The sequence below is a fragment of the Geobacillus sp. YF-1 genome (assembly GCF_052692335.1).
Map to the genome: position 1 here is coordinate 635,657 of NZ_CP199850.1, position 21,002 is coordinate 656,658.

Consider the following 21,002-nt stretch of genomic DNA (forward strand, 5'->3'; position numbering starts at 1 on the left):
TGCATACGCTAAAACGAAACCGATCTTCAAGTAGGAGGCGCTCGCTTATGTCACTATCTCTTCAGGCGCTCGCTCGACAGCTTGAGCAGGCGATCCGCGACAGTGAACCGTTTCGGGAGCTGAAACAGGCGTACGAAGACATCCGCCGTGATGAAGCCGCCTATCGGATGTTTGCCAATTTCCGCGACATTCAGCTTCGATTGCATGAAAAACAAATGCGCGGGGCCGCCATTTTGCCCGATGAAATCGAGCAGGCGCAAAAGGCGATGGCGCTCGTCCAACAAAACGCCAAGCTCGCCCGGCTGATGGCGCTCGAACAGCAAATGAGCATGGCGCTTGCCGAAGTTCAGCACATTGCGATGAAACCGCTCGAAGAATTGCACCGCTCGATGATGGAAGGCGATTGAGCGGACGGAACGGAAAAACGAATCGGGCCGCCTCGTTTTCGTTCCCGCGCTGCCTATGGAGAACGGTGAAAAACGGCTGCTTCCCTCACGCAAAGGGGAGAATGAGCGAAACGCAGGACCGATGCCACAACGTTTTTCGAATGGAGAAATGACAGTGTAAAGCCGTATCCACGATGGGATCACCAGCCTCCTATGACGGGAAAAGAAAAACGGCGGGGCGGTTGAAAAACCCTACAGGGCATTCAAGCGGAGACAGATATGGTCAAAGCGAAGAAAGATGGCGGTTGAAAAACACCCTACAGGGTGTTCTTTTTTTGTCCGGTTCATCATAGTCATGAAAATGATCAGAACGGCAAAGCCGCCGCAGCGGACAACGGGCGGCGCCGCTTTAGGCTGACTGAAAAGAGGGACGAACAAAGGGGGAGACAGCCGTGTATAAGCTGCTGGCGCTGAACATTGACGGAACGATTTTAAAAAATAACGGCCGCCTGTCGCGGGAAACGAAAGAGGCGGTCGACTACGTGCGAAAAAAAGGGGTTTACGTGACGCTGATGACGAGCCGAAATTTTCTTTCCGCTCGCAAAGTGGCGAAGGCGTTGCGGCTCGATGGAATGCTGATCACGTTTCAGGGAGCGCTGATCGGCAAATCGCTCGATCATCGACTGTTTGCCGCCGTCATCCCGGAAGAACGGACGTTTAATATCGTGCAGATTTTGGAAAACTTCCCTTGCAACATTCGCCTGATGCACGAACGGTATTCGCTTGGCAACCGGAAAAAAGTGAAGCGGAATCTCGTCGTGCAGACCGTTCTTTCCTCGAGCGATCCCTTTTTCTATCCGACCCAGTTTGTCGATTCGCTCGGTGATGTGTTGATCGATGAACCGATGGCCGTGCCCAAAATCGATGTTTACTTTGCCGACGATGCGGAGCGAGAGGAAGCAGCCCGCTTGCTTGCATCCGCCATTCCGTCCATTGATATGATTATGCAGCCTGAAGGCAAAATGGAAATTGTCCCGCAAGGCGTGTCAAAGCTGGCTGGACTGCGCCGGCTCACCCAACATCTCGGCATTTCGTTGAAAGAAACGGTGGTGATTGGCGACGGCCTCGATGATTTGCCGGCCATTGAAGCCGCAGGGCTTGGTGTGGCGATGGGCAATGCGCCGCTTGAAGTCAAGCGGGTGGCTGACTGGGTGACGCGCTCGAACGAACAGCTCGGCGTCGCTTACATGGTGAAAGAGCATTTCCGCAAACAGCAGCGGATCGAGTTTTTGCAAAAGCTAAAAGGCCGGTGAAAAACGGTTGTTTCTCTTGAACAATGGGGGAGCGTGTGAAAGGCGATCCTGATGTCACAGGGCTTTTCGATTTGAGAAACGAAGGCTGGTCAGCAGCCTATTTCCTTAAATCACCGTCCCTCTAAGAGGCCGGTGAAAAACGGCTGCCACGAGCAAATCAGCGGCATTTCGCTAAAAAAGAAGGTTGGTTTCGCTAGTCTTCTCTAACTGAGAAATAGAGCGAATCTAAGGATTTTATACGAAATCACCGCCCTTCTAAAAACAAAACAAGGAAGAAGCAAAGCAAGGCGCCCCGGTCGGTTCGGGGCGTGTTTTTTCTCTTTGCCGAAAGTTGTAGTTGCCGGTTTGAAAACCTACTATCCTTCGTAACGCAACGATGTTCATACATGGCGAAAGAAAGACGTCGACATGTGAACTTTTTTAGCTGGCCGCGTTTATTGGCGAGTTGCGCAGGCAGAAACGTTGGCAACAGCCGGGCGGGAAAGGAGCATTCTTCCGCTTGACGAACGAAACGGCGGTTCGCTACACTGAAAGAAGTTTGACAGAAAAGGTGATGAACGTGCGCATCAACATTCTAGGACTGCCGAACCCGGAACGGTTTCAGCGCCCGCTCGAAGTGATGACCGAGCTGTTTTTCGAAGCGCCCGCGCTTTCGTTTGCGCCGCTGCCGGAAGCGGATGTTGTCGTTTCGTTGACTGTGAACGAGAACGGCCGCCTCACCGTTTCTGGAACGCTGGCGGACAGGACGTCCGGGCGCGTCGAGGAGGCTAGGCATGAGCATGAGGCGCCGGTCGAAGCCGATGGAAAAGCGCGCGAAAAACAGGTGAAAAACGCGGTTTTCCATGTGTATATAACGCTTCTTGAACACTATACGGGCATCGTGCAGCCGTGGGGCATTTTAACCGGCGTCCGCCCGGTGAAGCTGCTTCATCAGCTGCTGCGTTCCGGGATGACGAAAGAAGAGGCGCATCGGAGACTAGCGGAAGACTATTTAGTAACAAAAGAAAAAATTGACCTCATGCAAGCGATCGTTGACCGCCAGCTCACGGTGGTGCCGGACTTGTACGAGTTGGCCGATGAAGTGAGCATTTACATCGGCATTCCGTTCTGCCCGACGAAATGTGCGTACTGCACGTTCCCGGCGTATGCGATCAACGGCCGTCAAGGATCGGTTGATGATTTTTTGGCCGGGCTTCATTACGAAATGGAAGCGGTCGGCCGCTTTTTGCGCGAACGCGGCATCCGGATTACGACGATTTATTACGGCGGCGGGACGCCAACAAGCATCACGGCTGAGGAAATGGACCGGCTGTACGCCCATATGTACAACGTATTTCCAGATGTCGATCGCGTCCGCGAAATCACGGTTGAAGCCGGGCGGCCGGACACGATTACGCCAGAAAAGCTGGACGTCTTGAAAAAATGGCGGATCGACCGTATCAGCATCAATCCGCAGTCGTATATCCAAGAGACGTTAAAAGCGATCGGCCGCCATCATACTGTTGAGGAAACGATCAACAAATTTCACTTGGCGCGGCAAATGGGGATGAACAACATCAATATGGATTTGATCATCGGCTTGCCGGGTGAAGGGCTGGCGGAGTTTACGCATACGCTCGCCGAGACGGAACGGCTCATGCCGGAGTCGCTCACCGTTCATACGCTGTCGTTTAAGCGCGCTTCGGAAATGACGAAAAACAAACAAAAGTACAAAGTCGCCGGTCGCGAAGAAATACAGGCGATGATGAAAGCGGCCGAAGAGTGGACGCGTCAGCACGGCTATGTGCCGTATTATTTGTACCGGCAAAAAAACATTCTCGGCAACCTCGAAAATGTCGGCTACGCGTTGCCGGGAAACGAGAGCATTTACAACATAATGATCATGGAAGAGCAGCAGTCGATCATCGGGCTCGGCTGCGGGGCGTCCAGCAAATTCGTCGATCCGAAAACGCGAAAAATCACCCGCCAAGCGAACCCGAAAGAGCCGAAAGTGTACAACGAACATGTTATGGAATATACAGAAGAAAAATTGACCATCATGGCCGCCTTGTTTGGCTGAGCGAAAGAGGGGCGGGCCTAAAGGGGGATCTCCTCCTCAAGAAAAATACAACCTATCGTCTGGCAGGAAGCGGCTGATGCTTCTATATGGCGATGAGAGAGGGGCTGGCCCAAAAGGCGATCTCCCCTCAGGAAAGACCATCATATAGTGTGGCGGGGCGGTTAGTGCCTATATACAGCGATGAAAGAGGGTGTCCCAAAAGGATCGGGACACCCTCTTTTATGGCTATCCCGTACGGACTGCTTCGATCGCACGATGGTTGTGCCGATCTTGCAAGCAGGCAACCGTTTGGCTCAGCCTCTTCATTTAGCGGTGAAACAAAATCAGTTTGCCGCTTGCGTTGACGCAGCGGTGGGTTTTCTCCCAACAGCCGCGTTCGCGCAGCTTCTGCTCGCCGATTTTTTTCGCCTCTTCATCATTGGCGGCCTCAAACGTCTCATCGAGCAGCTTCTCTCCATCGCGTTCAAAAGCGGTCAACGTATATGTCGGCATCCGTTCCTCCCCTTTCAATGAATGATGATTCACTTTTTTCATTAGCGCTTGGCTGTGAAAAATCCTGCTTGTTGCTGAAACTTTTTTCGGCAGCAAACGTCAAATATAACGGTGGAAAATTTGTTTTCATTTGGGGGAATGTGGATGAGTTTAGAAGTGACAGAAGTGACGAAACGCTTTGGGGAGACGACGGCGGTCGATCAGTTGACATTGGCGATTCCCGAGGGAAATATGTTCGGGTTGCTCGGGGCGAACGGGGCCGGAAAAACGACGACGTTCCGCATGATATTGGGCCTCCTTGCTCCGACAGAAGGCACGATCCGCTGGCAAGGGGAGCCGATCGATTACTCCAAAAGCCATTTGATCGGCTATCTGCCTGAAGAGCGTGGGCTTTATCCGAAATTGAAGGTGAAAGAACAGCTCGTTTACTTAGGGCAGCTGCGCGGGATGAAAAAGGCGGAGGCGCTTTCTGAAATCGATCGTTGGCTCGAGCGGTTCCATATTCGCGATTACGCTGATCGCCGGGTCGGGGAACTGTCGAAAGGCAACCAGCAAAAGCTCCAGTTTATTGCCGCGGTATTGCACCGGCCGAAGCTCATCATCTTAGACGAGCCGTTCAGTGGGCTCGATCCGGTGAACGTCGAGCTGTTGAAAGAAGCGGTGCTCGATTTGAAAACAAACGGTGCGACCATCGTGTTTTCCAGCCACCGAATGGAACACGTCGAAGAGCTGTGCGAACATGTTTGCATTTTGCACCGCGGACGGGCGGTGGTGGCCGGCCGGCTGCGCGAATTGAAACGTTCCTTTGGCAAGAAAAATCTTGTCATTCATGGGGAAGGGCCGTTGGAAGAGTTGGAACGGTTCCCGGGCGTGCTTCAGTGCAAGCGGACGGCCGAAGGAGTGCGGCTGCAAATCGCCAGCGAGGAGACAGCGCAAGCGATTTTTGCCCATGCAGCGGGGAAGGTGGCCGTGCGTTTGTTTGCGCTTGAGGAACCGTCGTTGAATGACATTTTTATCGAAAAGGTAGGTGCGGCGTATGAATAAATTTTGGCTCGTCATGGGGCATACATACGTAACGAAGCTGAAGGCAAAGGCGTTTCTAGTGACCACCGCTTTGACTTGCCTGTTGATCATCGGGTTGGCCAATGTGCAGACGATCAGCGAGGCGTTTACCGGCGATGAAACGGCCCATGTCGCCGTCATCGATCGTACACCATCGCTGTACAAAGCGCTTGAAAAGCAGGTGAATAACAAAGAAATCACGTTAACGAAAATTACCAATCTGGAAGATGAAGCGAAAAAGGCAGTGAAAGATGGAAAGTGGGACGGATTGCTCGTACTGTCCACGGATGAAAAAGGATTGCCGAAGGCTTTTTATTATGCCAATACGATCGCCGACAATCGAACGTCTGAAGAGCTGGAACGCGGGGTAAACGCGCTGAAAACGGCGCTTGCCGCCGCCAAAATCGGCCTGACAAAGGAACAATTGGCCGTTCTATATCAGCCCGTTCCGTTTCAAAAAGTGGCGCTGGAAAAAAACGCAAAAAGTGAAAAGGAGCTGAACGAGGCGCGTTCGCTCGTTTACGTTCTGCTGATCGCGATGTATATGTTTGTTCTCATGTACGGAGGCATGATCGCCACTGAGGTCGCAACGGAAAAATCGTCGCGTGTCATGGAAATTTTAGTGTCAAGCGTTCACCCGGTTCAGCAGCTGTTTGGCAAAATTATCGGCGTGGCGCTTGTTAGCTTGACGCAGTTTTTCGTGTTTTTCGCCGTTGGGTTCGCCGCTTTGAAAGCGAACGGCCAAGAAGTGTGGCGCTTTCTCGGGCTGGATCAGACGCCGCTGTCCATATGGGGATACGCACTCATCTTTTTCCTGTTGGGGTATCTTTTGTATGCGGTGCTGTTTGCCGTGCTCGGTTCGCTTGTCAGCCGCGTTGAAGATGTGCAGCCGGCGATTACCCCGGTCATGCTGATGGTTGTCGCCGCATTTATGATCGCCATGGTTGGGCTGAACATGCCGGAATCGCCGTTTGTTGTCGGCGCCTCGTTCATTCCTTTTTTCACGCCGATGCTCATGTTTTTACGCATCGGCCTCGTTTCAGTACCGGCGTGGGAGGTGGCGCTCAGCTTCGCCTTGTTGGTAGCGACGATGGTGCTGCTCATTTTGGTTGGCGCGAAAGTGTATCGCGGCGGCGTGCTCATGTATGGGCGAATGAACGTGTTCAAGGATATGAAACAGGCCATTCAGCTGACGAAAAAGTAAGCGATCGGAGAAGGCATAAAAACATCGAATCGTTCCTTGCCGGGCCGGCAAGGCTTTCTTTTTTGCCGTTTCTCCGTTATGGTATACTAAAGGATACGTAAAGAGAAACGGAGGAGAACGAACGTGGCGAAAGGGATTATTCACTATGAAGTCGGGGAACAAGTCGACTTGTTTTTGCTCATTAAATCAGCGACAAAAGGAATTGCCAGCAACGGCAAGCCGTTTTTGACGCTGATGTTGCAAGACAAAAGCGGCGACATTGAAGCGAAACTTTGGGACGTGTCTCCCGATGATGAGGAGCGGTACGCGCCGGAATGTATTGTCAAAGTGGTCGGCGACATTCATAATTACCGCGGCAAACTGCAGCTTCGCATCCGCTCGATCCGCCCGGCTCATCCCGGCGATGCGGTGCGTGTCGACGATTTTTTAGAGACCGCCCCGCTTGCCCGCGAGGAAATGAAAGCGAAAGTAATGGAATACATATTTGCGATGGAAAATCCAAACATTCAGCGCATTACGCGTTATTTGCTGAAGAAATACGAAAAGCCGTTTTTTGAGTATCCGGCGGCGACCAAAAATCATCACGAATTCATCTCCGGACTCGCGTATCACGTTGTGTCGATGCTCGAGCTTGCGGCGGCGCTCGTCCGTCTGTATCCATCGCTGAATAAAGATTTGCTGTATGCGGGGGTAATTTTGCACGACCTTGGCAAAGTGATCGAGCTGTCCGGCCCGGTCTCGGCGGCGTATACGCTTGAAGGCAACTTGCTCGGCCATATTTCGATCATGGTTAGCGAAATCAGCAAGGCGGCCGAGCAGCTCGGCATCCAAGGCGAGGAAGTCGTCATTTTGCAGCACCTTGTCTTGGCCCACCATGGCAAAGCGGAGTGGGGCAGCCCGAAGCCGCCGCTCGTCAAAGAAGCGGAAGTGCTTCATTATATTGACAATTTGGACGCGAAAATGATGATGATCGATCGGGCGCTGGAAAAAGTGAAACCGGGCGAATTTACCGAGCGCATTTTCGCTCTTGACAACCGTTCGTTTTACAAGCCGGCGTTTTTGGCTGTTTCAACATCGGAAAAAGCGGGTAAAGAGAAGTAGCGACACGCAAAGGAGGGATGAGTTTGATCGAACCGATCATCGAAATCGTCCCCGTCACCCAATACGAGCAAGCGAAAGAAGAGCTGAAAGAGCTGCGACGGCAATGGAGGAAAGCAAAGCAGAAAAAGAAAAAGCGAAACGAAGCATAAGCGTTGTCCCAACCAAAGAGGCGGCATGTCCGCCTCTTTTTATGCATATGACCGCTCCTTTGTGCGTATAGTTTAGTGAGACAAGCATACGAAAAGGGGGATGGAGATGCTTAGCCTGCCATGGTGGGTGTATATCGTGGTGGCCGGCATTCTGTTCAGCGGCTATATGACCGTCAAAACAGCGGCGCGCGAGCGGGAAATGGACGAAGCGTTCATTGAAAAAGAAGGGGAAGTTTATATGGAACGCATCCGCCAAGAGCGGGAGCGGCGGAAGCAGGCCAAGTCCTTGTGATCGGCAAGGGCTTTCTTTTTTTATGATGTTGAAAACGCTTTTTTCGAAAAATTCTCTTTCTTTTTTTTCGAATCGTGTTAGGATAATAATATCGATGGACTACCAGGAGGCAAAGTGGGGGATGACGATGAAACGCGCATACAATTTCAACGCCGGCCCGTCAGCGCTGCCGCTGCCGGTGCTTGAACGGGCTCAGCGAGAGCTGCTCAACTTCCAAGACACCGGCATGTCGGTGATGGAGTTAAGCCACCGAAGCAAGGAATATGAGGCGGTTCACCAAGCGGCAAGCGAACGGCTCAAGCGTCTTCTTGACGTTCCGGACGACTATGATGTGCTATTTTTGCAAGGCGGGGCGAGCCTACAATTTTCGATGGTGCCGATGAATTTCCTCGCCGAAGGGCAAATCGGCTGTTACGTGTTAACGGGCGCGTGGTCGGAAAAAGCACTGAAAGAGGCGCAAAAAATCGGGGCAACGACAGTCGTCGCCTCAAGCAAGGACGCCAACTATACGTACATTCCTTCATTGGATGAAGTCAAGTGGCCCAAACAGGCCGCCTATGTCCATATTACGTCCAACAACACGATTTTCGGCACGCAATGGCGGGAATTTCCTGAAGTGCCCGTTGATTTGATCGCCGATATGTCGAGCGACATTTTGAGCCGGCCGTTTGATGTCAGCAAATTTGCCTTGATTTACGCCGGGGCGCAAAAAAATCTCGGCCCTTCCGGCGTGACGGTCGTCATCCTTCGTCGCGATCTGCTCGATCGCATTCCCGACGGGCTGCCGACGATGCTCGATTACCGCACGCACCAGAAGAGCCGCTCCCTTTACAACACGCCGCCGACGTTTGCGATTTATATGTTGTCGCTCGTGCTCGAATGGGTCGAAGAACAAGGCGGCGTCCCAGCGATGGAAGCGCGCAGCCGGCAAAAAGCGGCCGTGCTGTATGACGCCATTGACGAAAGCGGCGGCTTTTATCAACCGCATGCAGAAAAAGGAAGCCGTTCGCTCATGAACGTCACGTTTACGCTTCCGAGCGAAGAGTTGACGAACACGTTTCTCGCCGAAGCGAAGGAGCGCGGGTTTATCGGCCTTGGCGGACATCGGTCGGTCGGCGGCTGTCGGGCGTCGATTTACAACGCGGTGCCGCTCGAGGCGTGCGAGGCGCTCGCCTCGTTTATGAACGACTTCCGCCGTCGTTTTGCCTGAAAATTTCTTCTTCACTTTTACACAGCAAAGTGATATAATGATAGAAACATTCTCAAGCAGGAGAATAGATGAGGAAAGATGAGGAGAGATGAGCATGAACGTAAGAACATTAGTATCGATGGCGCTGTTAGTCGGAATCGGGGCTGTCCTGCACGCGGTCATTCCCGGGCTGTTTGCCGGCATGAAGCCGGACATGATGCTGGCGATGATGTTTTTGGCGATTTTGTTGTTTCCAAACGCCAAAGCCGTCGGCCTTGTCGGCGTCGCCACCGGCTTCATTTCCGCCATGACAACGACGTTCCCGGGCGGACAGCTTCCGAATATCATCGATAAAATCATCACCGCCTTTGTCGTCTTCGCCTTGGTGGCGGTGCTTCGGAACTATCGTCAAACGGTGATCGGGGCCGTCGTGCTGGCGGCGGTCGGCACCGTCATCTCCGGGACCGTGTTTTTGACGGCGGCGCTGTTGCTTGTCGGGTTGCCGGGAGGCACGGCGTTCTCGGCGCTGTTTGTCGCCGTTGTGCTGCCGACCGCGGCGTTGAATGCGGCGGCGATGGCCATCGTCTATCCGATCGCCGCGGCCATCTTCCGGCGGATGAACGTGACAGCGCACGTGTGAGCGGCAAAAAACCCGATCATCGTTGGTCGGGTTTTTTGCTATATAAGTTGCGAGGTTGTTTTCCATGGCATTGTTCGCTCTTTTTGTCACCGCGCCAGCTTTAGAAGGCTGGTGAAAAACCGCTGTCACACACCAATCGGCAGCATTTTCATTCAGAAAAGATCCATGGGCAGCGCGATCTGTCCTCCACCCGGGGATGAAAATCCGCGCCAGCGCGGCGTTTTCATTTAGAAAAGAAAGCTGATTCTGCGAGGTTTCTCTCATTGAGAAATGGGCGGAACTCGAGCGGTATTTTGCACGAAATCACCGGCCTTCTAGGTGATCAAGACGCGACATGGAGATCGCAAATTCTTGATAACCTGCTGAACAAACGGCGATGGAAGACGGTGAGAACGAAGCTCAAACATAGCGAAGCAGCCAAGCCATGAGCAGACAAGCGCACGCTATTCCAATATAGCGCATCGCCTGCTCTTTCAACAGCGCTTTTGGCGGGTACGCCCGCGCTTTCCATAGCGAGACAAACGTGTTTATAAAGAGACAGAAAAATAAGAACCCCGTTGCGAAAAGTAGCCATTGTATATACGCCATTGCTTTCTCCTCCTGTGTGCGGCCAATGCCTCAAGCTTTACTACTATGAATATGCAAAAAAAGTCATAAAAATAAATATTTTTGTCTTTATTCCTTTTTGTTTTATTGATATAATAGGTAATAAAAAATATGGTGAGGGAAGAGTGGGTGGAACGATGAAAGGGACAGAACAGCATTATTCCGTCAAAGAGGCGATGCTATTCAGCCAACGGATCGCCCAGCTGAGCAAAGCGCTGTGGAAGTCGATTGAGAAAGACTGGCAACAGTGGATTAAGCCGTTTGATTTGAACATCAACGAGCATCACATTTTGTGGATCGCTTATCACTTTAAGGGCGCTTCGATTTCCGAAATCGCCAAGTTTGGCGTGATGCACGTATCGACCGCGTTTAATTTTTCTAAAAAACTGGAAGAGAAGGGGCTGCTTTCGTTCTCGAAAAAACAGGATGACAAGCGCAACACCTACGTTGAGCTGACGGAAAAGGGTGAAGAAGTGCTGATGAGATTGATGGAAACGTATGATCCGAGCAAAAATGCCGTCTTTAACGGAGCGCTGCCGCTGCGAGAATTGTACGGGAAGTTTCCAGAAATTTTAGAAATAATGTGCATCGTCCGCCACATTTACGGCGACGACTTTATGGAAATTTTTGAGCGGACGTTCGAAAACATTAAAGAAGATTTTGAGGAGCAGGACGGCAGGCTCGTCAAACGTAAGGCAAAGGCGGAAGAGCGCGAGAAGGAGCTGGCCGGCCAAGCTAACTGACGGCGCGAATGAGCGCTTTCAGCTCCGTCATCAGCGGCACAAACAGTTGCTGGGTGAGCAGAGCGTCAACCGTTTGTTCGAGCGGGAGGTTGGGAGGCAGCATCCCGGCGAACTGGACGAGCAAGGGAGTGAAGATCGTTAATCCTTCCGCTTTCTGCTGTTCGTATTGGTCGGCGAGCTCTTGGCAAAAGGCCAAGAACGCGTCGACCTCTTCTTTCGTTAAGTCGGCGCGGATGACCAAGGCGTAAAACGGTTTTTTCGCTTCGTCGACCATTTCCATCAACAGTGACTGGTGAAACTCCAGCTTGGCCACTCGCTTTTCCAACGATTCCATACATCGCGCTCCTTTGACAGACATCAACGTACGCTTGTTTATCTTTATTTTACCGGATTTGCGCGCACGGACCAACCAAAAAATCCGTCTGCCCGCGAAGCAGAAAACGATTGATTTCGGGCGGCGAACGATGTAAAGTTAAAGCCATGGGCGGCGTTTGGCGAAAAAGAAAGGGGGACTCGCTTTGACGCTTGATTATTATTTTCTCCCTCTTGCAGTTATCGTTTTGTTTTTCGTGAACCGGTTCACCTATTTGCTGTGTGCGCAGCGCGACATTCCCGAGGAGCAGCAGCCGGCCGTGTTTCGGACGATCAATGTGCTGACCACCATGTTACTGATTTCCTCATATTTGGAAGTGTTGTTTACATAACCAAACGGCTGCTTCTGCGACTGACAGGGGGGGAACGTGCCAAAAGAGGGTGCCCGAGCGGGGGAGCACCCTCTTTTTGCTTAGTAGATGACGCAGGCGCAGCCGACGATAATGAGCAAAATAAACAGCACAACAATTAACGCAAAGCCTCCAGCGTAAGGTGCAGGTGCGCTCATCGTAACACCTCCTTTCGGCAGGGGGAGCCCGCCGCGGCGCTTCACCCTCATCATATGTATGGCAAACGGGCATGTTATGGGCGGATGACGGAGCCGGAAAGAGGTTTTTTTTTCTTTGGAAATATGGTATAGTAATTGTCGTGGCTAAAGCGAACAAGCTGTTTCGCCTGCTGCGTGGCTCGAACAGCAAAGGCGAAAGGCGGAAAAATGAAATGGGAGTTGTGAAGCGGATGAAAAAGTGGATGATGGCGGCCGCCGTCGTTTCGGTCATGGCTTTATCGGCCTGCAATAACGGCGGTTCTGAGGCGGTCGTGGAGACGAAAAACGGCAATATTACGAAAGACGAATTTTACAATGAAATGAAAGAACGCGTTGGGAAATCCGTCCTCCGCGATTTAATCGACGAAAAAGTGTTGAGCAAAAAATACAAAGTAACCGATGAGGAAATTGATCGGGAAATCGAGCGGATTAAAGACGCTTATGGCACACAGTACGATCTAGCCGTGCAGCAAAACGGCGAAAAAGTGATCCGTGAGATGGTCAAACTTGACTTGCTGCGGGCCAAAGCGGCTGTGGCAGATGTGAAAGTGACGGAGAAAGAGTTGAAGGACTATTACAACAACTATAAGCCGAAAATCCGCGCCAGCCATATTTTAGTGAAAGATGAAAAAACGGCGAAAGAAGTGAAAGCCAAACTAGACAAAGGCGAAGATTTTGCCAAACTGGCGAAAGAATACTCACAAGACCCGGGATCAGCGTCGAACGGCGGCGATTTAGGCTGGTTTGGCCCGGGGAAAATGGTGAAGGAATTCGAGGAAGCGGCCTACAAGCTTGATGTCGGCGAAGTGAGCGACCCCATCAAAACGGATTACGGCTATCACATCATTAAAGTGACGGATAAAGAGAAGAAAAAATCATTTGCCGAGATGAAAGACGAAATCGCCTTTGAAGTGAAGCGAAGCAAGCTCGATCCGTCGACGATGCAGTCGAAAGTCGATGAGTTGGTAAAAGAGGCTGATGTCGAGATTAAAGATAAAGACTTGCAAGACGTGATCGAACAAGGGAAGAAATAAAAAACGGAAGCCGCGTGTTGCTTCCGTTTTTTTTGTGCGCCACAGCCGGCAGAAAAATCAGCCGAGCTGTTCACGAATGGCGGCGGCGATCGTCTGCAAATCGGCAGGGGTGTAATCGCTCGCGTGCGATTTCCAAACCGCCCCAAATCCGTCGCCTTTGCCGTAGCGCGGAATGAGATGGAGATGGTAATGAAACACCGTCTGGCCCGCTTGCTCGCCGTTATTGTTCAACACGTTGAGCCCAACGGGGGAAAATGCGTGCTTGAGCGCGTTGGCGATCGCCGGCACGACGCTGAACAAACGGCCAGCGACGTCCGAAGTGAGCGTAAATACGTTTTCCGTATGTACTTTCGGAATGACTAGCGTATGCCCTTTCGTCACTTGGCTGATGTCCAAAAAGGCGAGCACGTGTTCATCTTCATACACTTTCGCCGCCGGCAGCTCGCCGTTCACAATGCGGCAAAAAATGCAATTGTCCACTGGAATGGCCCCCTTTCCTTTTCCCTCATTGTACCATAAAAAAAACCGGGATGTAATCCCGTGAAAACGGCTACATCCCGGCGGTGAAAAGGGGAGAGGGAAATCGGTCCGATGTGCGTTTGATGAACACCCCATTTGCGGCGAAAGTCGTGTCAGCGTGAGCGTTTTCCTTTGTTCAACGTGACCATCCCCTTTGAGAGGGTCGCTGCCATTTGCATTTGGCAACAGGCAGTCATGGCTGCAAAACGGTCACCATCGTTTTCGGCTCACTGCGGTGTCTTTGACGAACACCCCATTTCTTATGGATCGGTTCATCTGCGTTTGGCTTCGCCTCATCCCCTCTTCGTTTTTTATCATGTCCGAAAGCTGGGGATGTATGCGGGGGTTTTTTTGGTAAACAAGGCGGTTGTTTGGTACAATGGGGACAAAAGCCATGATCACAGCAGAAAGGGAGAGACGATGGCGCTTTTGCAAGTGGAGCATTTATACGGAGGCTATACAGCGCAAAACGTATTGGAAGACGTGACGTTTGCCGTCAAGCCCGGCGAAATGGTGGCCTTAATCGGGCTGAATGGGGCCGGCAAAAGCACGACGATCAAACATGTGATCGGTTTGCTCGATCCGCGCCGCGGCGCTATTTCCATCAACGGTTATACGCTCGAAACCGAACCGGAAGCGTATCGAAAACAGTTTGCGTTTATTCCGGAAACCCCGGTGCTGTATGAAGAGTTGACGCTTGAAGAGCATTTGCGTCTCGCGGCGATGGCGTACGGGCTGAACGAGGATGAGTATGAGCGCCGCCTTCCGCCCTTGCTTCGCGAGTTCCGGCTCGAGCGCCGGCTTTCCTCGTTCCCGGCGCACTTTTCCAAAGGAATGAAGCAAAAAGTGATGATCGTTTGCGCGTTTTTGCTTGAGCCGCCGCTGTACATTATCGACGAGCCGTTTCTCGGCCTCGACCCGCTTGCCATTCACGCGCTGCTTGAACGGATGAAGCGGGAAAAGGCGAAGGGAGCGGGCATTTTGTTGTCGACACACATTTTGGCGACCGCCGAGCGATATTGTGATTCGTTTGTGATTTTGCATCAAGGCCGCGTGCGGGCGAAAGGGACGCTTGACGACATCCGCCGCCAATGCGGACGGAACGAGGCGACGCTCGATGAACTGTATCTCGAATTGACAAAGGATGATGAACCATGATGGATGCCGGCCGGCTTTGGCGGCAGCGGTTGTGGGCCGATTGGCAAAAAAAGGGCCGCTATTGGCGGTACATGTTGAACAGCCATTTGCTCGTTGGCTTGCTGATCGTTTTGGCGGGCTTGGCCGTGGGGTATGAGCGTTGGGCGGCGGGACTTCCGCGCTCGTTTCCGTATCCGCTCATCGCCGCCGTGGTGTTTGGATGGGCGGCTTCGTCCGGAACGGTGCGCACGCTGTTTTGCGAGGCCGATCTTGTGTTTTTGCTTCCGGCGGAACGGCAGCTGCGCCCGTATATTCAACGGGCGTTTTGGTTTTCTTTAGTCTGGCACGTTTACGGCCTCTGTCTGCTGTTGTTGCTGGCTGGACCTCTTCATGCCCGTTTTTCGCCGCTGCCTTGGCCGATGTTTTTGCTCATCCTCACGGGGCTGAAACTATGGAATTTGTGGGCTGCCTGGAGAGGAAGTCGAATCGCTGATCCGTCTTTTGGGCGCTGGAGTGCGTTTGTCCGCTTCAGTTTGGCGGCGGCCGCGATCGGTCTTGTGCTGGCGTCAGCGCCGTGGCCGTTTTTGGCGGCGGTCGCTTTGTGTATCGCCGGCGTTTCTGTCTACGTCTGGCGGCTGACGAAGGGAAAAGGGTGGAAGTGGGAGCGGCTCATTCGTGATGAACAGCGGGTGAAAAACAAATTTTACCGTTTGGCCAGTATGTTTGTCGATGTTCCCGGATGGCAGGAGGAAGCGAAGCGGCGGCGCTGGCTTGATCCGGCGCTTCGCCTCATTCCGTACGGGAGGGCGCACGTCTTTTTTCACTTATACGTGCGCACGTTCTTCCGCGCTGGTGGATATGCCGGTTTGTATATCCGTCTAACCGTGATCGGTGGCGTCCTTCTTGCGTTCATCGGAAACGAATACGCCCAAGCGGCCATCGTGTATTTGTTTCTTTATGCGACCGCGCTGCAATTGGCGGCGCTGTTTTATCGTCATCGCCATTCGCTATGGCCGCGGCTTTACCCCGTCCCATCGACCCAGCCGGCCGCGGCGGCGGTTCGGTTGTTGTTCGTTTTGCTGTTGGGACAAAACATCGTGTTTCACCTTGTGCTCACCGCCGTTTCGCCGCGCAGGCTTTGGGTGGCGACTTGGTTTGTGGGAACCATCATCGCGTTGTGGGCGGCGAGGCGGCACGCGGCTCCTAAGCGGGCTTGACGCCATCCGCTGGCGTTTTTGGCGCTGGCGTCGGCTTGGCTGTTTGGTTCATCACTAGTACTTGACAGCCGGTACACTTCCCTCAACAAGTGTAGGCAAAACATGATTCGTTTTCTGTCTTTTCTCGGCTGCATGAGTAAGCGATGTGGCGAAAAATGAAGGACAACTTTTGCTGAACAGCTGTCTGTTTTTCCATCCGTCCTTTTGGTCCCTTTTCACACCTTGATTCCCGCTTCATATGCTGTAGTACACCAGCCCGGATGGGGAATGAGCCCATTAGGCTGGAAGCAAGGAGGAAAGGGGATCAAGGTTGATGGGGACGGAGCTTGTTGCGCTGCACTGGATTTACTTGCTGTTTATTTTGCTCATTATTGGGTTCATGGTCGCCCGCAAAGATACGACGCTCGTTTGCATCGCTGGCATTTTTCTGTTGGCGGCGGTCGCCACCCATTCACTGAGCGCGGCAGTCAGCGGGGTGTTTAACAGTTTTATTTACGCGATTACGGAATTGCTGCCGACGATTTTGGTCATTTCCGTTATTGTGGCGATGAGTAAAGTGCTGGCCGTGACCGGCATCAACGATGTAATGGTGTCTCCGTTTGTCCGGCATCTCGCTCGCCGGCTCGATCGCGCACTTGTTTTCGGTGGCGATTGGCGGCGGAGCGGCGACATTAACCGCGCTCGGCCAAGTCGCGGCCATTTGGGTTGGCGGTGGTACGCTCGTTCCGTGGGCGCTCATTCCGGCCGCCGCGATTTGCGGCGTCGATCCGTTTGAGCTGGCGCGCCGCAACTTGCTGCCGGTTGCTATCGGTTTGGCGATCACGACCGTTGTCGCCATGGTTCTCATCTAATGAAAAACGCTGTCCCGTGCTGTCGGGACAGCTTTTTGTTATAATAGGCACAGGTTGAAAAATCGGTCGATTTTTTGACAGTTCGTTTCCTTCTCTATACATTGGACATCGAAAGCGGTATAGTGAAAAAGAGATACGCAATGCGAATGAGCAAAAACGATAAGGAACGGCTGATTGGACTGGGGGAAAGAAAGGCGGATGAAGATGACGAGACGAATGAACGATACATTTTTGCGCGCCTGCCGCGGCGAAAAAACGGCCTATGTGCCGGTTTGGTATATGCGGCAAGCTGGACGATCGCAACCGGAATACCGGGCGCTGAAAGAAAAGTACTCCTTGTTTGAGATTACGCACCAGCCGGAGCTTTGTGCTTATGTCACTAGGCTGCCGGTCGAGCAATACGGCGTCGATGCCGCTATTTTGTATAAAGATATTATGACACCGCTGCCGGCCATCGGTGTGGACGTGGAAATTCGCGGCGGCGTTGGTCCCGTCATTTCCAACCCGATCCGCTCGCTTCATGATGTGGAGCGGCTTGGAGAGATCGACCCGGAGCGCGATGTGCCATACGTCTTGGAAACGATTCGGCTGCTTGTCAACGAACAGCTCGATGTGCCGCTGATCGGCTTTGCCGGCGCGCCGTTTACGCTCGCCAGCTACATGATTGAAGGCGGCCCGTCGAAAAACTACCATAAAACGAAGGCGTTTATGTACGCGGAACCAAACGCGTGGTTTGCCTTGATGGACAAGCTCGCGGCGATGACGATCCGCTATGTGAAAGCGCAAATTCGAGCCGGGGCGAGCGCCGTGCAAATTTTCGACTCTTGGGTCGGGGCGGTCAATGCGGATGACTACCGCACGTTCATCAAACCGGCGATGGCGCGCATTTTTGCCGCTTTGCGCGAAGAAGGGGTGCCGCTCATCATGTTTGGCGTCGGCGCCAGCCATTTGGTGCGCGAGTGGAATGATTTGCCATTGGATGTCATCGGTCTTGACTGGCGGCTGTCGATTCGCGACGCGCGTCGTCAAGGGGTGACGAAAGCGATTCAAGGCAATTTGGATCCGGCCGTGCTGCTCGCGCCGTGGGATGTGATTGAAGAGCGGGTGAAGCGCATTTTGGACGAAGGAATGGAGCGGCCAGGCTATGTCTTCAACTTAGGACACGGCATTTTTCCAGATGTTGAGCCGGCGACATTGAAGCGGCTGACCGCTTTTATCCATGACTATACTTCACGGAACTAAAAGAGGTGCAATACGATGGCAAACAAAACGGTTGGACTGTTGGTGATGGCGTACGGCACGCCGTATCAAGAAAGCGATATCGAACGGTATTATACGCACATTCGCCATGGGCGCAAGCCGCCTCAGGAACAGATCGATGATTTAAAAGCGCGCTATCGGGCGATCGGCGGGCTGTCGCCGCTCGCCGCCATTACAGAGGCGCAAGCGAAACGGCTGGAAGAGCGGCTGAACGAGGTGCAGGATGATGTCGAGTTTCGCGTGTATTTGGGTCTCAAACATATTGAACCGTTCATCGAGGATGCCGTCAGGCGCATGCATGAGGACGGCATCAGCGAAGCGGTCGGCATCGTCTTAGCCCCCCATTATTCAACCTTTAGCGTTCGCTCGTACAACGAGCGGGCGAAACAAACAGCCGAGCAGCTGGGCGGGCCGACGATTTATACGATTGATCAATGGTATGACGAACCGAAGTTTTTGCAATATTGGGCCGAGCAAGTGAAGGCGATTTTTGCGGCCATGCCGGAGCATGAGCGCGAGCGGGCTGTACTGATCGTATCCGCCCATAGCTTGCCGGAAAAAATCATTCAAGCCGGCGATCCGTATCCTGCGCAGCTTGAAGACACGGCCAAACGCATCGCCGAGCAAGCCGGAGTCGCCCATTACGCCGTCGGCTGGCAAAGCGCCGGACAAACGCCGGAACCTTGGCTCGGTCCGGATGTGCAGGATTTGACGCGCGAGCTTCATCAAACTTACGGTTATACTTCATTCGTCTATGCACCGGTCGGCTTTGTTTCCGACCACTTGGAAGTATTGTACGATAATGACATTGAATGCAAACAGGTGACCGAGGAAATCGGGGCCCGCTATTATCGTCCGAAAATGCCGAATACCGATCCGCTATTTATCGACGCGTTGGCGACGGTCGTGCTCAATCGGCTGGCCAAAGAAGGCGATCGCGATGAGTGATGGGCAACGGACGGTGGTCATTGTCGGCGGCGGCATTACCGGCCTGGCCGCGGCCTACTACTTGCAAAAAGCGATCAAAAACCAACGTCTCCCGTTGACGTGCAAGCTCGTCGAAGCGACGCACCGGCTCGGCGGAAAAGTGCAGACGGTCATTCGCGATGGCTTTGTCATCGAGCGCGGGCCGGATTCGTTTTTGGCGCGGAAAACAAGCGCGTTCCGCTTAGTGCAAGAGGTCGGGCTTGAGCGCGAGATCGTTCATAATGCGACGGGAACGTCGTATATTTTGGTCAATGACAAACTGTATCCGATCCCAGGTGGGGCGGTGATGGGCATTCCGACGCGCCTCGCCCCGTTTTTGACGACCGGCTTGTTTTCTCCGTTCGGCAAGCTGCGAGCGGCACTTGATTTCGTGCTGCCGCCGGTGAAAACCGAGGGCGATATGCCGCTCGGCCGCTTTTTCCGCCGCCGTTTAGGCGACGAAGTGGTCGACCATTTGATCGAGCCGCTGTTATCGGGGATTTATGCCGGCGACATCGACAACATGAGCTTAATGGCGACATTCCCGCAATTTTTCCAACTTGAACAAAAATACGGGAGCCTCGTTCGCGGAGCGAGACGGACGACGCCGAAGGAGCAGAGAGAGCGAAAAGGGGCGTTTCAGACGTTAAAAACGGGCTTGCAATCGCTCGTTGAAGAAGTGGAAAAACGGCTCGAGCCGGGCAGTGTCATCAAAGGGGTGCGCGTTGAGCGGATCACCCGCCTCGGCTCGATGTACCGGCTGCGGTTGAGCACGGGCGAAACGTGGGAGGCGGGCAGCGTCATCATCACTACCCCGCATCACACCGTGCCGGATCTGTTCGCCGACTACCCGTTTTTTGCCCCGTTCCGGTCAGTGCCGCTCACATCGGTGGCAACGGTCGCGCTCGCCTTTCCGGAAAAAGCGATTCGTCGGGACATTGACGGCACCGGGTTTGTCGTTTCGCGCCGCAGCGATTACACGCTGACCGCATGCACGTGGACGCATAAAAAATGGCCGCATACCGCGCCCCCCGGCCAGGCGCTTTTGCGCGGCTATGTCGGACGGCCGGGCGACGAAGAGATCGTCGATCAGCCCGATGATGAAATCGTTCGCGTTGTGCTCGATGATTTAAACAAAGTGATGAACATCGACGGCCCGCCGCAGTTTGCCGTCATTTCGCGGTGGAAGCGGGCGATGCCGCAGTATACGGTCGGCCATCGCGAGCGGTTGGCGGACATTAAAGCGCAGATGGCCGCCGCGTTGCCGGGGGTGTTTTTAGCAGGCAGTTCCTATGAGGGGCTCGGGCTGCCCGATTGCATTGACCAAGCGGAGAAGGCCGTCCGCGATGTGCTTGAGTATTGGGAAAAACAGCGGTCCGTTCAAATGATGGAAGCGGGGAGCAAATGCGCTGAGTAATCGAGGGCCGGGGCCGAACGGTTTAGGGAGGGGCGCTGTTTTCTCACTTTGAACCGAGAAGCCTTCGCCCTCTGGACCCCGGAGAGAAGGAGCGTTCAGCGGTGTGCAGGCGAGAGGGGACGATCTTCTTGTCAGCCGATGAAGCCGCGCCGTTCGGCGGCTTCTTCGCAGCGGGAACGGGGCTGATCGAAAAGGCGCTCTTGAAGATCGACTCGCATGACGGAAAAAATTCGTCACATTTGGAAGGATGAAAATCCCTCGGTCCATTTTCCAATTTAGGTATTTTCACGATCGTCATACAGTGTGGCTGAGAAGCGCTTGGTGCTTATATAGCGATGAGAGGGGCTGACCCAAAAGGCTGTCTGATCGTGCGGCAGAAGCGTCAGCACGTATGTAGAACAACGAAAGAGGGTGTCTCGATCCTTTTGGGACACCCTCGTTGTCTC

The 21,002-nt window shown here is 53.3% G+C and carries 24 protein-coding genes and 1 pseudogene; 20 read left to right on the plus strand and 5 right to left on the minus strand.

Annotated features, from left to right (window positions below; genetic code table 11):
* The first annotated feature begins 47 nt into the window (after window positions 1-47).
* The 3 genes from ACTVIM_RS03210 to ACTVIM_RS03220 all read left to right on the plus strand — a co-directional run bounded on the left by ACTVIM_RS03210 (window position 48) and on the right by ACTVIM_RS03220 (window position 3,758).
* Window positions 48-407 carry a YlbF family regulator gene (locus ACTVIM_RS03210; protein WP_445613615.1) on the plus strand — a complete coding sequence of 120 codons (360 nt, stop codon included), beginning with the start codon at window positions 48-50 and terminating at the stop codon, window positions 405-407.
* A gap of 431 nt (window positions 408-838) precedes the next feature.
* Entirely contained in the window at window positions 839-1,699 is an 861-nt protein-coding gene (locus tag ACTVIM_RS03215) for a Cof-type HAD-IIB family hydrolase (RefSeq protein WP_144973007.1), read from the plus strand.
* Window positions 1,700-2,252: 553 nt separating this feature from the next.
* The gene (locus ACTVIM_RS03220; protein ID WP_445614293.1) at window positions 2,253-3,758 is read left to right on the plus strand and encodes a coproporphyrinogen III oxidase; all 1,506 of its coding nucleotides are present in this window, start codon (window positions 2,253-2,255) and stop codon (window positions 3,756-3,758) included.
* Between the two features lie 306 nt (window positions 3,759-4,064).
* Here the strand turns inward: ACTVIM_RS03220 and ACTVIM_RS03225 are convergent, their stop codons facing one another.
* Complete coding sequence (locus ACTVIM_RS03225) at window positions 4,065-4,250, minus strand: YhzD family protein (RefSeq protein WP_033018764.1); 186 nt, start codon at window positions 4,248-4,250, stop codon at window positions 4,065-4,067.
* A gap of 144 nt (window positions 4,251-4,394) precedes the next feature.
* On the opposite strand from ACTVIM_RS03225, the gene ACTVIM_RS03230 reads away from it, so the two are divergent.
* The 7 genes from ACTVIM_RS03230 to ACTVIM_RS03260 all read left to right on the plus strand — a co-directional run bounded on the left by ACTVIM_RS03230 (window position 4,395) and on the right by ACTVIM_RS03260 (window position 9,887).
* Window positions 4,395-5,294 carry an ABC transporter ATP-binding protein gene (locus tag ACTVIM_RS03230; protein WP_445613616.1) on the plus strand — a complete coding sequence of 300 codons (900 nt, stop codon included), beginning with the start codon at window positions 4,395-4,397 and terminating at the stop codon, window positions 5,292-5,294.
* Entirely contained in the window at window positions 5,287-6,516 is a 1,230-nt protein-coding gene (locus ACTVIM_RS03235) for an ABC transporter permease (protein WP_445613617.1), read from the plus strand. The genes ACTVIM_RS03230 and ACTVIM_RS03235 overlap by 8 nt, the downstream gene beginning before the upstream one ends.
* 123 nt (window positions 6,517-6,639) lie before the next feature.
* Window positions 6,640-7,617 (plus strand): 3'-5' exoribonuclease YhaM, encoded by a 978-nt coding sequence (gene yhaM / locus ACTVIM_RS03240; protein ID WP_033020176.1) that lies wholly within the window; start codon window positions 6,640-6,642, stop codon window positions 7,615-7,617.
* 17 nt (window positions 7,618-7,634) lie between these two features.
* The gene (locus ACTVIM_RS03245) at window positions 7,635-7,766 is read left to right on the plus strand and encodes a phosphohydrolase (RefSeq protein ID WP_445613618.1); all 132 of its coding nucleotides are present in this window, start codon (window positions 7,635-7,637) and stop codon (window positions 7,764-7,766) included.
* A gap of 106 nt (window positions 7,767-7,872) precedes the next feature.
* On the plus strand, window positions 7,873-8,058 hold the full coding sequence (locus ACTVIM_RS03250; RefSeq protein ID WP_144973019.1) for a sporulation YhaL family protein: 186 nt from the start codon (window positions 7,873-7,875) through the stop codon (window positions 8,056-8,058).
* A 127-nt stretch (window positions 8,059-8,185) separates the two neighbouring features.
* Window positions 8,186-9,268 (plus strand): 3-phosphoserine/phosphohydroxythreonine transaminase, encoded by a 1,083-nt coding sequence (serC, locus tag ACTVIM_RS03255; protein WP_445614294.1) that lies wholly within the window; start codon window positions 8,186-8,188, stop codon window positions 9,266-9,268.
* 94 nt (window positions 9,269-9,362) lie between these two features.
* Entirely contained in the window at window positions 9,363-9,887 is a 525-nt protein-coding gene (locus tag ACTVIM_RS03260; protein ID WP_445613619.1) for a tryptophan transporter, read from the plus strand.
* A 399-nt stretch (window positions 9,888-10,286) separates the two neighbouring features.
* Here ACTVIM_RS03260 and ACTVIM_RS03265 read toward each other — a convergent pair whose 3' ends face one another.
* Complete coding sequence (locus ACTVIM_RS03265) at window positions 10,287-10,475, minus strand: hypothetical protein (protein ID WP_445613620.1); 189 nt, start codon at window positions 10,473-10,475, stop codon at window positions 10,287-10,289.
* A 155-nt stretch (window positions 10,476-10,630) separates the two neighbouring features.
* Here ACTVIM_RS03265 and ACTVIM_RS03270 point away from each other — a divergent pair, with 155 nt between their 5' ends.
* Window positions 10,631-11,236 carry an HTH-type transcriptional regulator Hpr gene (locus tag ACTVIM_RS03270; RefSeq protein ID WP_445613621.1) on the plus strand — a complete coding sequence of 202 codons (606 nt, stop codon included), beginning with the start codon at window positions 10,631-10,633 and terminating at the stop codon, window positions 11,234-11,236.
* On the opposite strand, the gene ACTVIM_RS03275 is transcribed toward ACTVIM_RS03270, so the two are convergent.
* Window positions 11,229-11,570: a YhaI family protein gene (locus tag ACTVIM_RS03275; RefSeq protein ID WP_033019625.1), complete on the minus strand. Its 342-nt coding sequence runs from the start codon at window positions 11,568-11,570 to the stop codon at window positions 11,229-11,231. The two genes, ACTVIM_RS03270 and ACTVIM_RS03275, sit on opposite strands and share 8 nt — an antisense overlap.
* Before the next feature lie 184 nt (window positions 11,571-11,754).
* Here ACTVIM_RS03275 and ACTVIM_RS03280 point away from each other — a divergent pair, with 184 nt between their 5' ends.
* Window positions 11,755-11,940, plus strand: a complete 186-nt coding sequence (locus ACTVIM_RS03280) for a hypothetical protein (RefSeq protein WP_033019628.1) — start codon at window positions 11,755-11,757, stop codon at window positions 11,938-11,940.
* 80 nt (window positions 11,941-12,020) lie between these two features.
* Here ACTVIM_RS03280 and ACTVIM_RS03285 read toward each other — a convergent pair whose 3' ends face one another.
* The gene (locus ACTVIM_RS03285) at window positions 12,021-12,116 is read right to left on the minus strand and encodes a YjcZ family sporulation protein (RefSeq protein ID WP_081897173.1); all 96 of its coding nucleotides are present in this window, start codon (window positions 12,114-12,116) and stop codon (window positions 12,021-12,023) included.
* A gap of 230 nt (window positions 12,117-12,346) precedes the next feature.
* On the opposite strand from ACTVIM_RS03285, the gene ACTVIM_RS03290 reads away from it, so the two are divergent.
* Window positions 12,347-13,189 carry a peptidylprolyl isomerase gene (locus tag ACTVIM_RS03290; protein WP_445614295.1) on the plus strand — a complete coding sequence of 281 codons (843 nt, stop codon included), beginning with the start codon at window positions 12,347-12,349 and terminating at the stop codon, window positions 13,187-13,189.
* Window positions 13,190-13,246: 57 nt separating this feature from the next.
* Here ACTVIM_RS03290 and ACTVIM_RS03295 read toward each other — a convergent pair whose 3' ends face one another.
* Complete coding sequence (locus ACTVIM_RS03295) at window positions 13,247-13,669, minus strand: HIT family protein (protein ID WP_033019631.1); 423 nt, start codon at window positions 13,667-13,669, stop codon at window positions 13,247-13,249.
* A 459-nt stretch (window positions 13,670-14,128) separates the two neighbouring features.
* Between ACTVIM_RS03295 and ACTVIM_RS03300 the strand changes: the two genes are divergently transcribed.
* From ACTVIM_RS03300 to ACTVIM_RS03330, 7 genes and pseudogenes are all read left to right on the plus strand, one after another.
* On the plus strand, window positions 14,129-14,866 hold the full coding sequence (locus ACTVIM_RS03300) for an ABC transporter ATP-binding protein (RefSeq protein ID WP_445613622.1): 738 nt from the start codon (window positions 14,129-14,131) through the stop codon (window positions 14,864-14,866).
* Window positions 14,863-16,062 (plus strand): ABC transporter permease, encoded by a 1,200-nt coding sequence (locus tag ACTVIM_RS03305; RefSeq protein ID WP_445613623.1) that lies wholly within the window; start codon window positions 14,863-14,865, stop codon window positions 16,060-16,062. Before ACTVIM_RS03300 ends, ACTVIM_RS03305 begins: the two co-directional genes overlap by 4 nt.
* A 313-nt stretch (window positions 16,063-16,375) precedes the next feature.
* Window positions 16,376-16,913, plus strand: a pseudogene (locus ACTVIM_RS03310) (hypothetical protein).
* Window positions 16,914-17,117: 204 nt separating this feature from the next.
* A complete protein-coding gene (gene hemE, locus ACTVIM_RS03315) occupies window positions 17,118-18,155 on the plus strand; it encodes a uroporphyrinogen decarboxylase (protein WP_445613624.1) in 1,038 nt (345 codons plus the stop codon).
* Between the two features lie 15 nt (window positions 18,156-18,170).
* Window positions 18,171-19,121 carry a ferrochelatase gene (gene hemH, locus ACTVIM_RS03320; protein ID WP_445613625.1) on the plus strand — a complete coding sequence of 317 codons (951 nt, stop codon included), beginning with the start codon at window positions 18,171-18,173 and terminating at the stop codon, window positions 19,119-19,121.
* Entirely contained in the window at window positions 19,114-20,556 is a 1,443-nt protein-coding gene (gene hemY / locus ACTVIM_RS03325) for a protoporphyrinogen oxidase (RefSeq protein WP_445613626.1), read from the plus strand. The genes hemH and hemY overlap by 8 nt, the downstream gene beginning before the upstream one ends.
* A gap of 128 nt (window positions 20,557-20,684) precedes the next feature.
* Entirely contained in the window at window positions 20,685-20,807 is a 123-nt protein-coding gene (locus ACTVIM_RS03330) for a hypothetical protein (protein WP_445613627.1), read from the plus strand.
* Window positions 20,808-21,002 lie beyond the last annotated feature (195 nt).

Bases quoted from the DNA above. Each gene is read 5' to 3' on its own strand.
- ACTVIM_RS03210 (WP_445613615.1), top strand. From the start codon at position 48: ATGTCACTATCTCTTCAGGCGCTCGCTCGACAGCTTGAGCAGGCGATC.
- ACTVIM_RS03220 (WP_445614293.1), top strand. From the start codon at position 2,253: ATGAACGTGCGCATCAACATTCTAGGACTGCCGAACCCGGAACGGTTT.
- ACTVIM_RS03225 (WP_033018764.1), bottom strand. From the start codon at position 4,250: ATGCCGACATATACGTTGACCGCTTTTGAACGCGATGGAGAGAAGCTG.
- ACTVIM_RS03230 (WP_445613616.1), top strand. From the start codon at position 4,395: ATGAGTTTAGAAGTGACAGAAGTGACGAAACGCTTTGGGGAGACGACG.
- ACTVIM_RS03235 (WP_445613617.1), top strand. From the start codon at position 5,287: ATGAATAAATTTTGGCTCGTCATGGGGCATACATACGTAACGAAGCTG.
- ACTVIM_RS03245 (WP_445613618.1), top strand. From the start codon at position 7,635: ATGAGTTTGATCGAACCGATCATCGAAATCGTCCCCGTCACCCAATAC.
- ACTVIM_RS03250 (WP_144973019.1), top strand. From the start codon at position 7,873: ATGCTTAGCCTGCCATGGTGGGTGTATATCGTGGTGGCCGGCATTCTG.
- serC (WP_445614294.1), top strand. From the start codon at position 8,186: ATGAAACGCGCATACAATTTCAACGCCGGCCCGTCAGCGCTGCCGCTG.
- ACTVIM_RS03260 (WP_445613619.1), top strand. From the start codon at position 9,363: ATGAACGTAAGAACATTAGTATCGATGGCGCTGTTAGTCGGAATCGGG.
- ACTVIM_RS03265 (WP_445613620.1), bottom strand. From the start codon at position 10,475: ATGGCGTATATACAATGGCTACTTTTCGCAACGGGGTTCTTATTTTTC.
- ACTVIM_RS03270 (WP_445613621.1), top strand. From the start codon at position 10,631: ATGAAAGGGACAGAACAGCATTATTCCGTCAAAGAGGCGATGCTATTC.
- ACTVIM_RS03275 (WP_033019625.1), bottom strand. From the start codon at position 11,570: ATGGAATCGTTGGAAAAGCGAGTGGCCAAGCTGGAGTTTCACCAGTCA.
- ACTVIM_RS03285 (WP_081897173.1), bottom strand. From the start codon at position 12,116: ATGAGCGCACCTGCACCTTACGCTGGAGGCTTTGCGTTAATTGTTGTG.
- ACTVIM_RS03290 (WP_445614295.1), top strand. From the start codon at position 12,347: ATGAAAAAGTGGATGATGGCGGCCGCCGTCGTTTCGGTCATGGCTTTA.
- ACTVIM_RS03300 (WP_445613622.1), top strand. From the start codon at position 14,129: ATGGCGCTTTTGCAAGTGGAGCATTTATACGGAGGCTATACAGCGCAA.
- ACTVIM_RS03305 (WP_445613623.1), top strand. From the start codon at position 14,863: ATGATGGATGCCGGCCGGCTTTGGCGGCAGCGGTTGTGGGCCGATTGG.
- hemE (WP_445613624.1), top strand. From the start codon at position 17,118: ATGACGAGACGAATGAACGATACATTTTTGCGCGCCTGCCGCGGCGAA.
- hemH (WP_445613625.1), top strand. From the start codon at position 18,171: ATGGCAAACAAAACGGTTGGACTGTTGGTGATGGCGTACGGCACGCCG.
- hemY (WP_445613626.1), top strand. From the start codon at position 19,114: ATGAGTGATGGGCAACGGACGGTGGTCATTGTCGGCGGCGGCATTACC.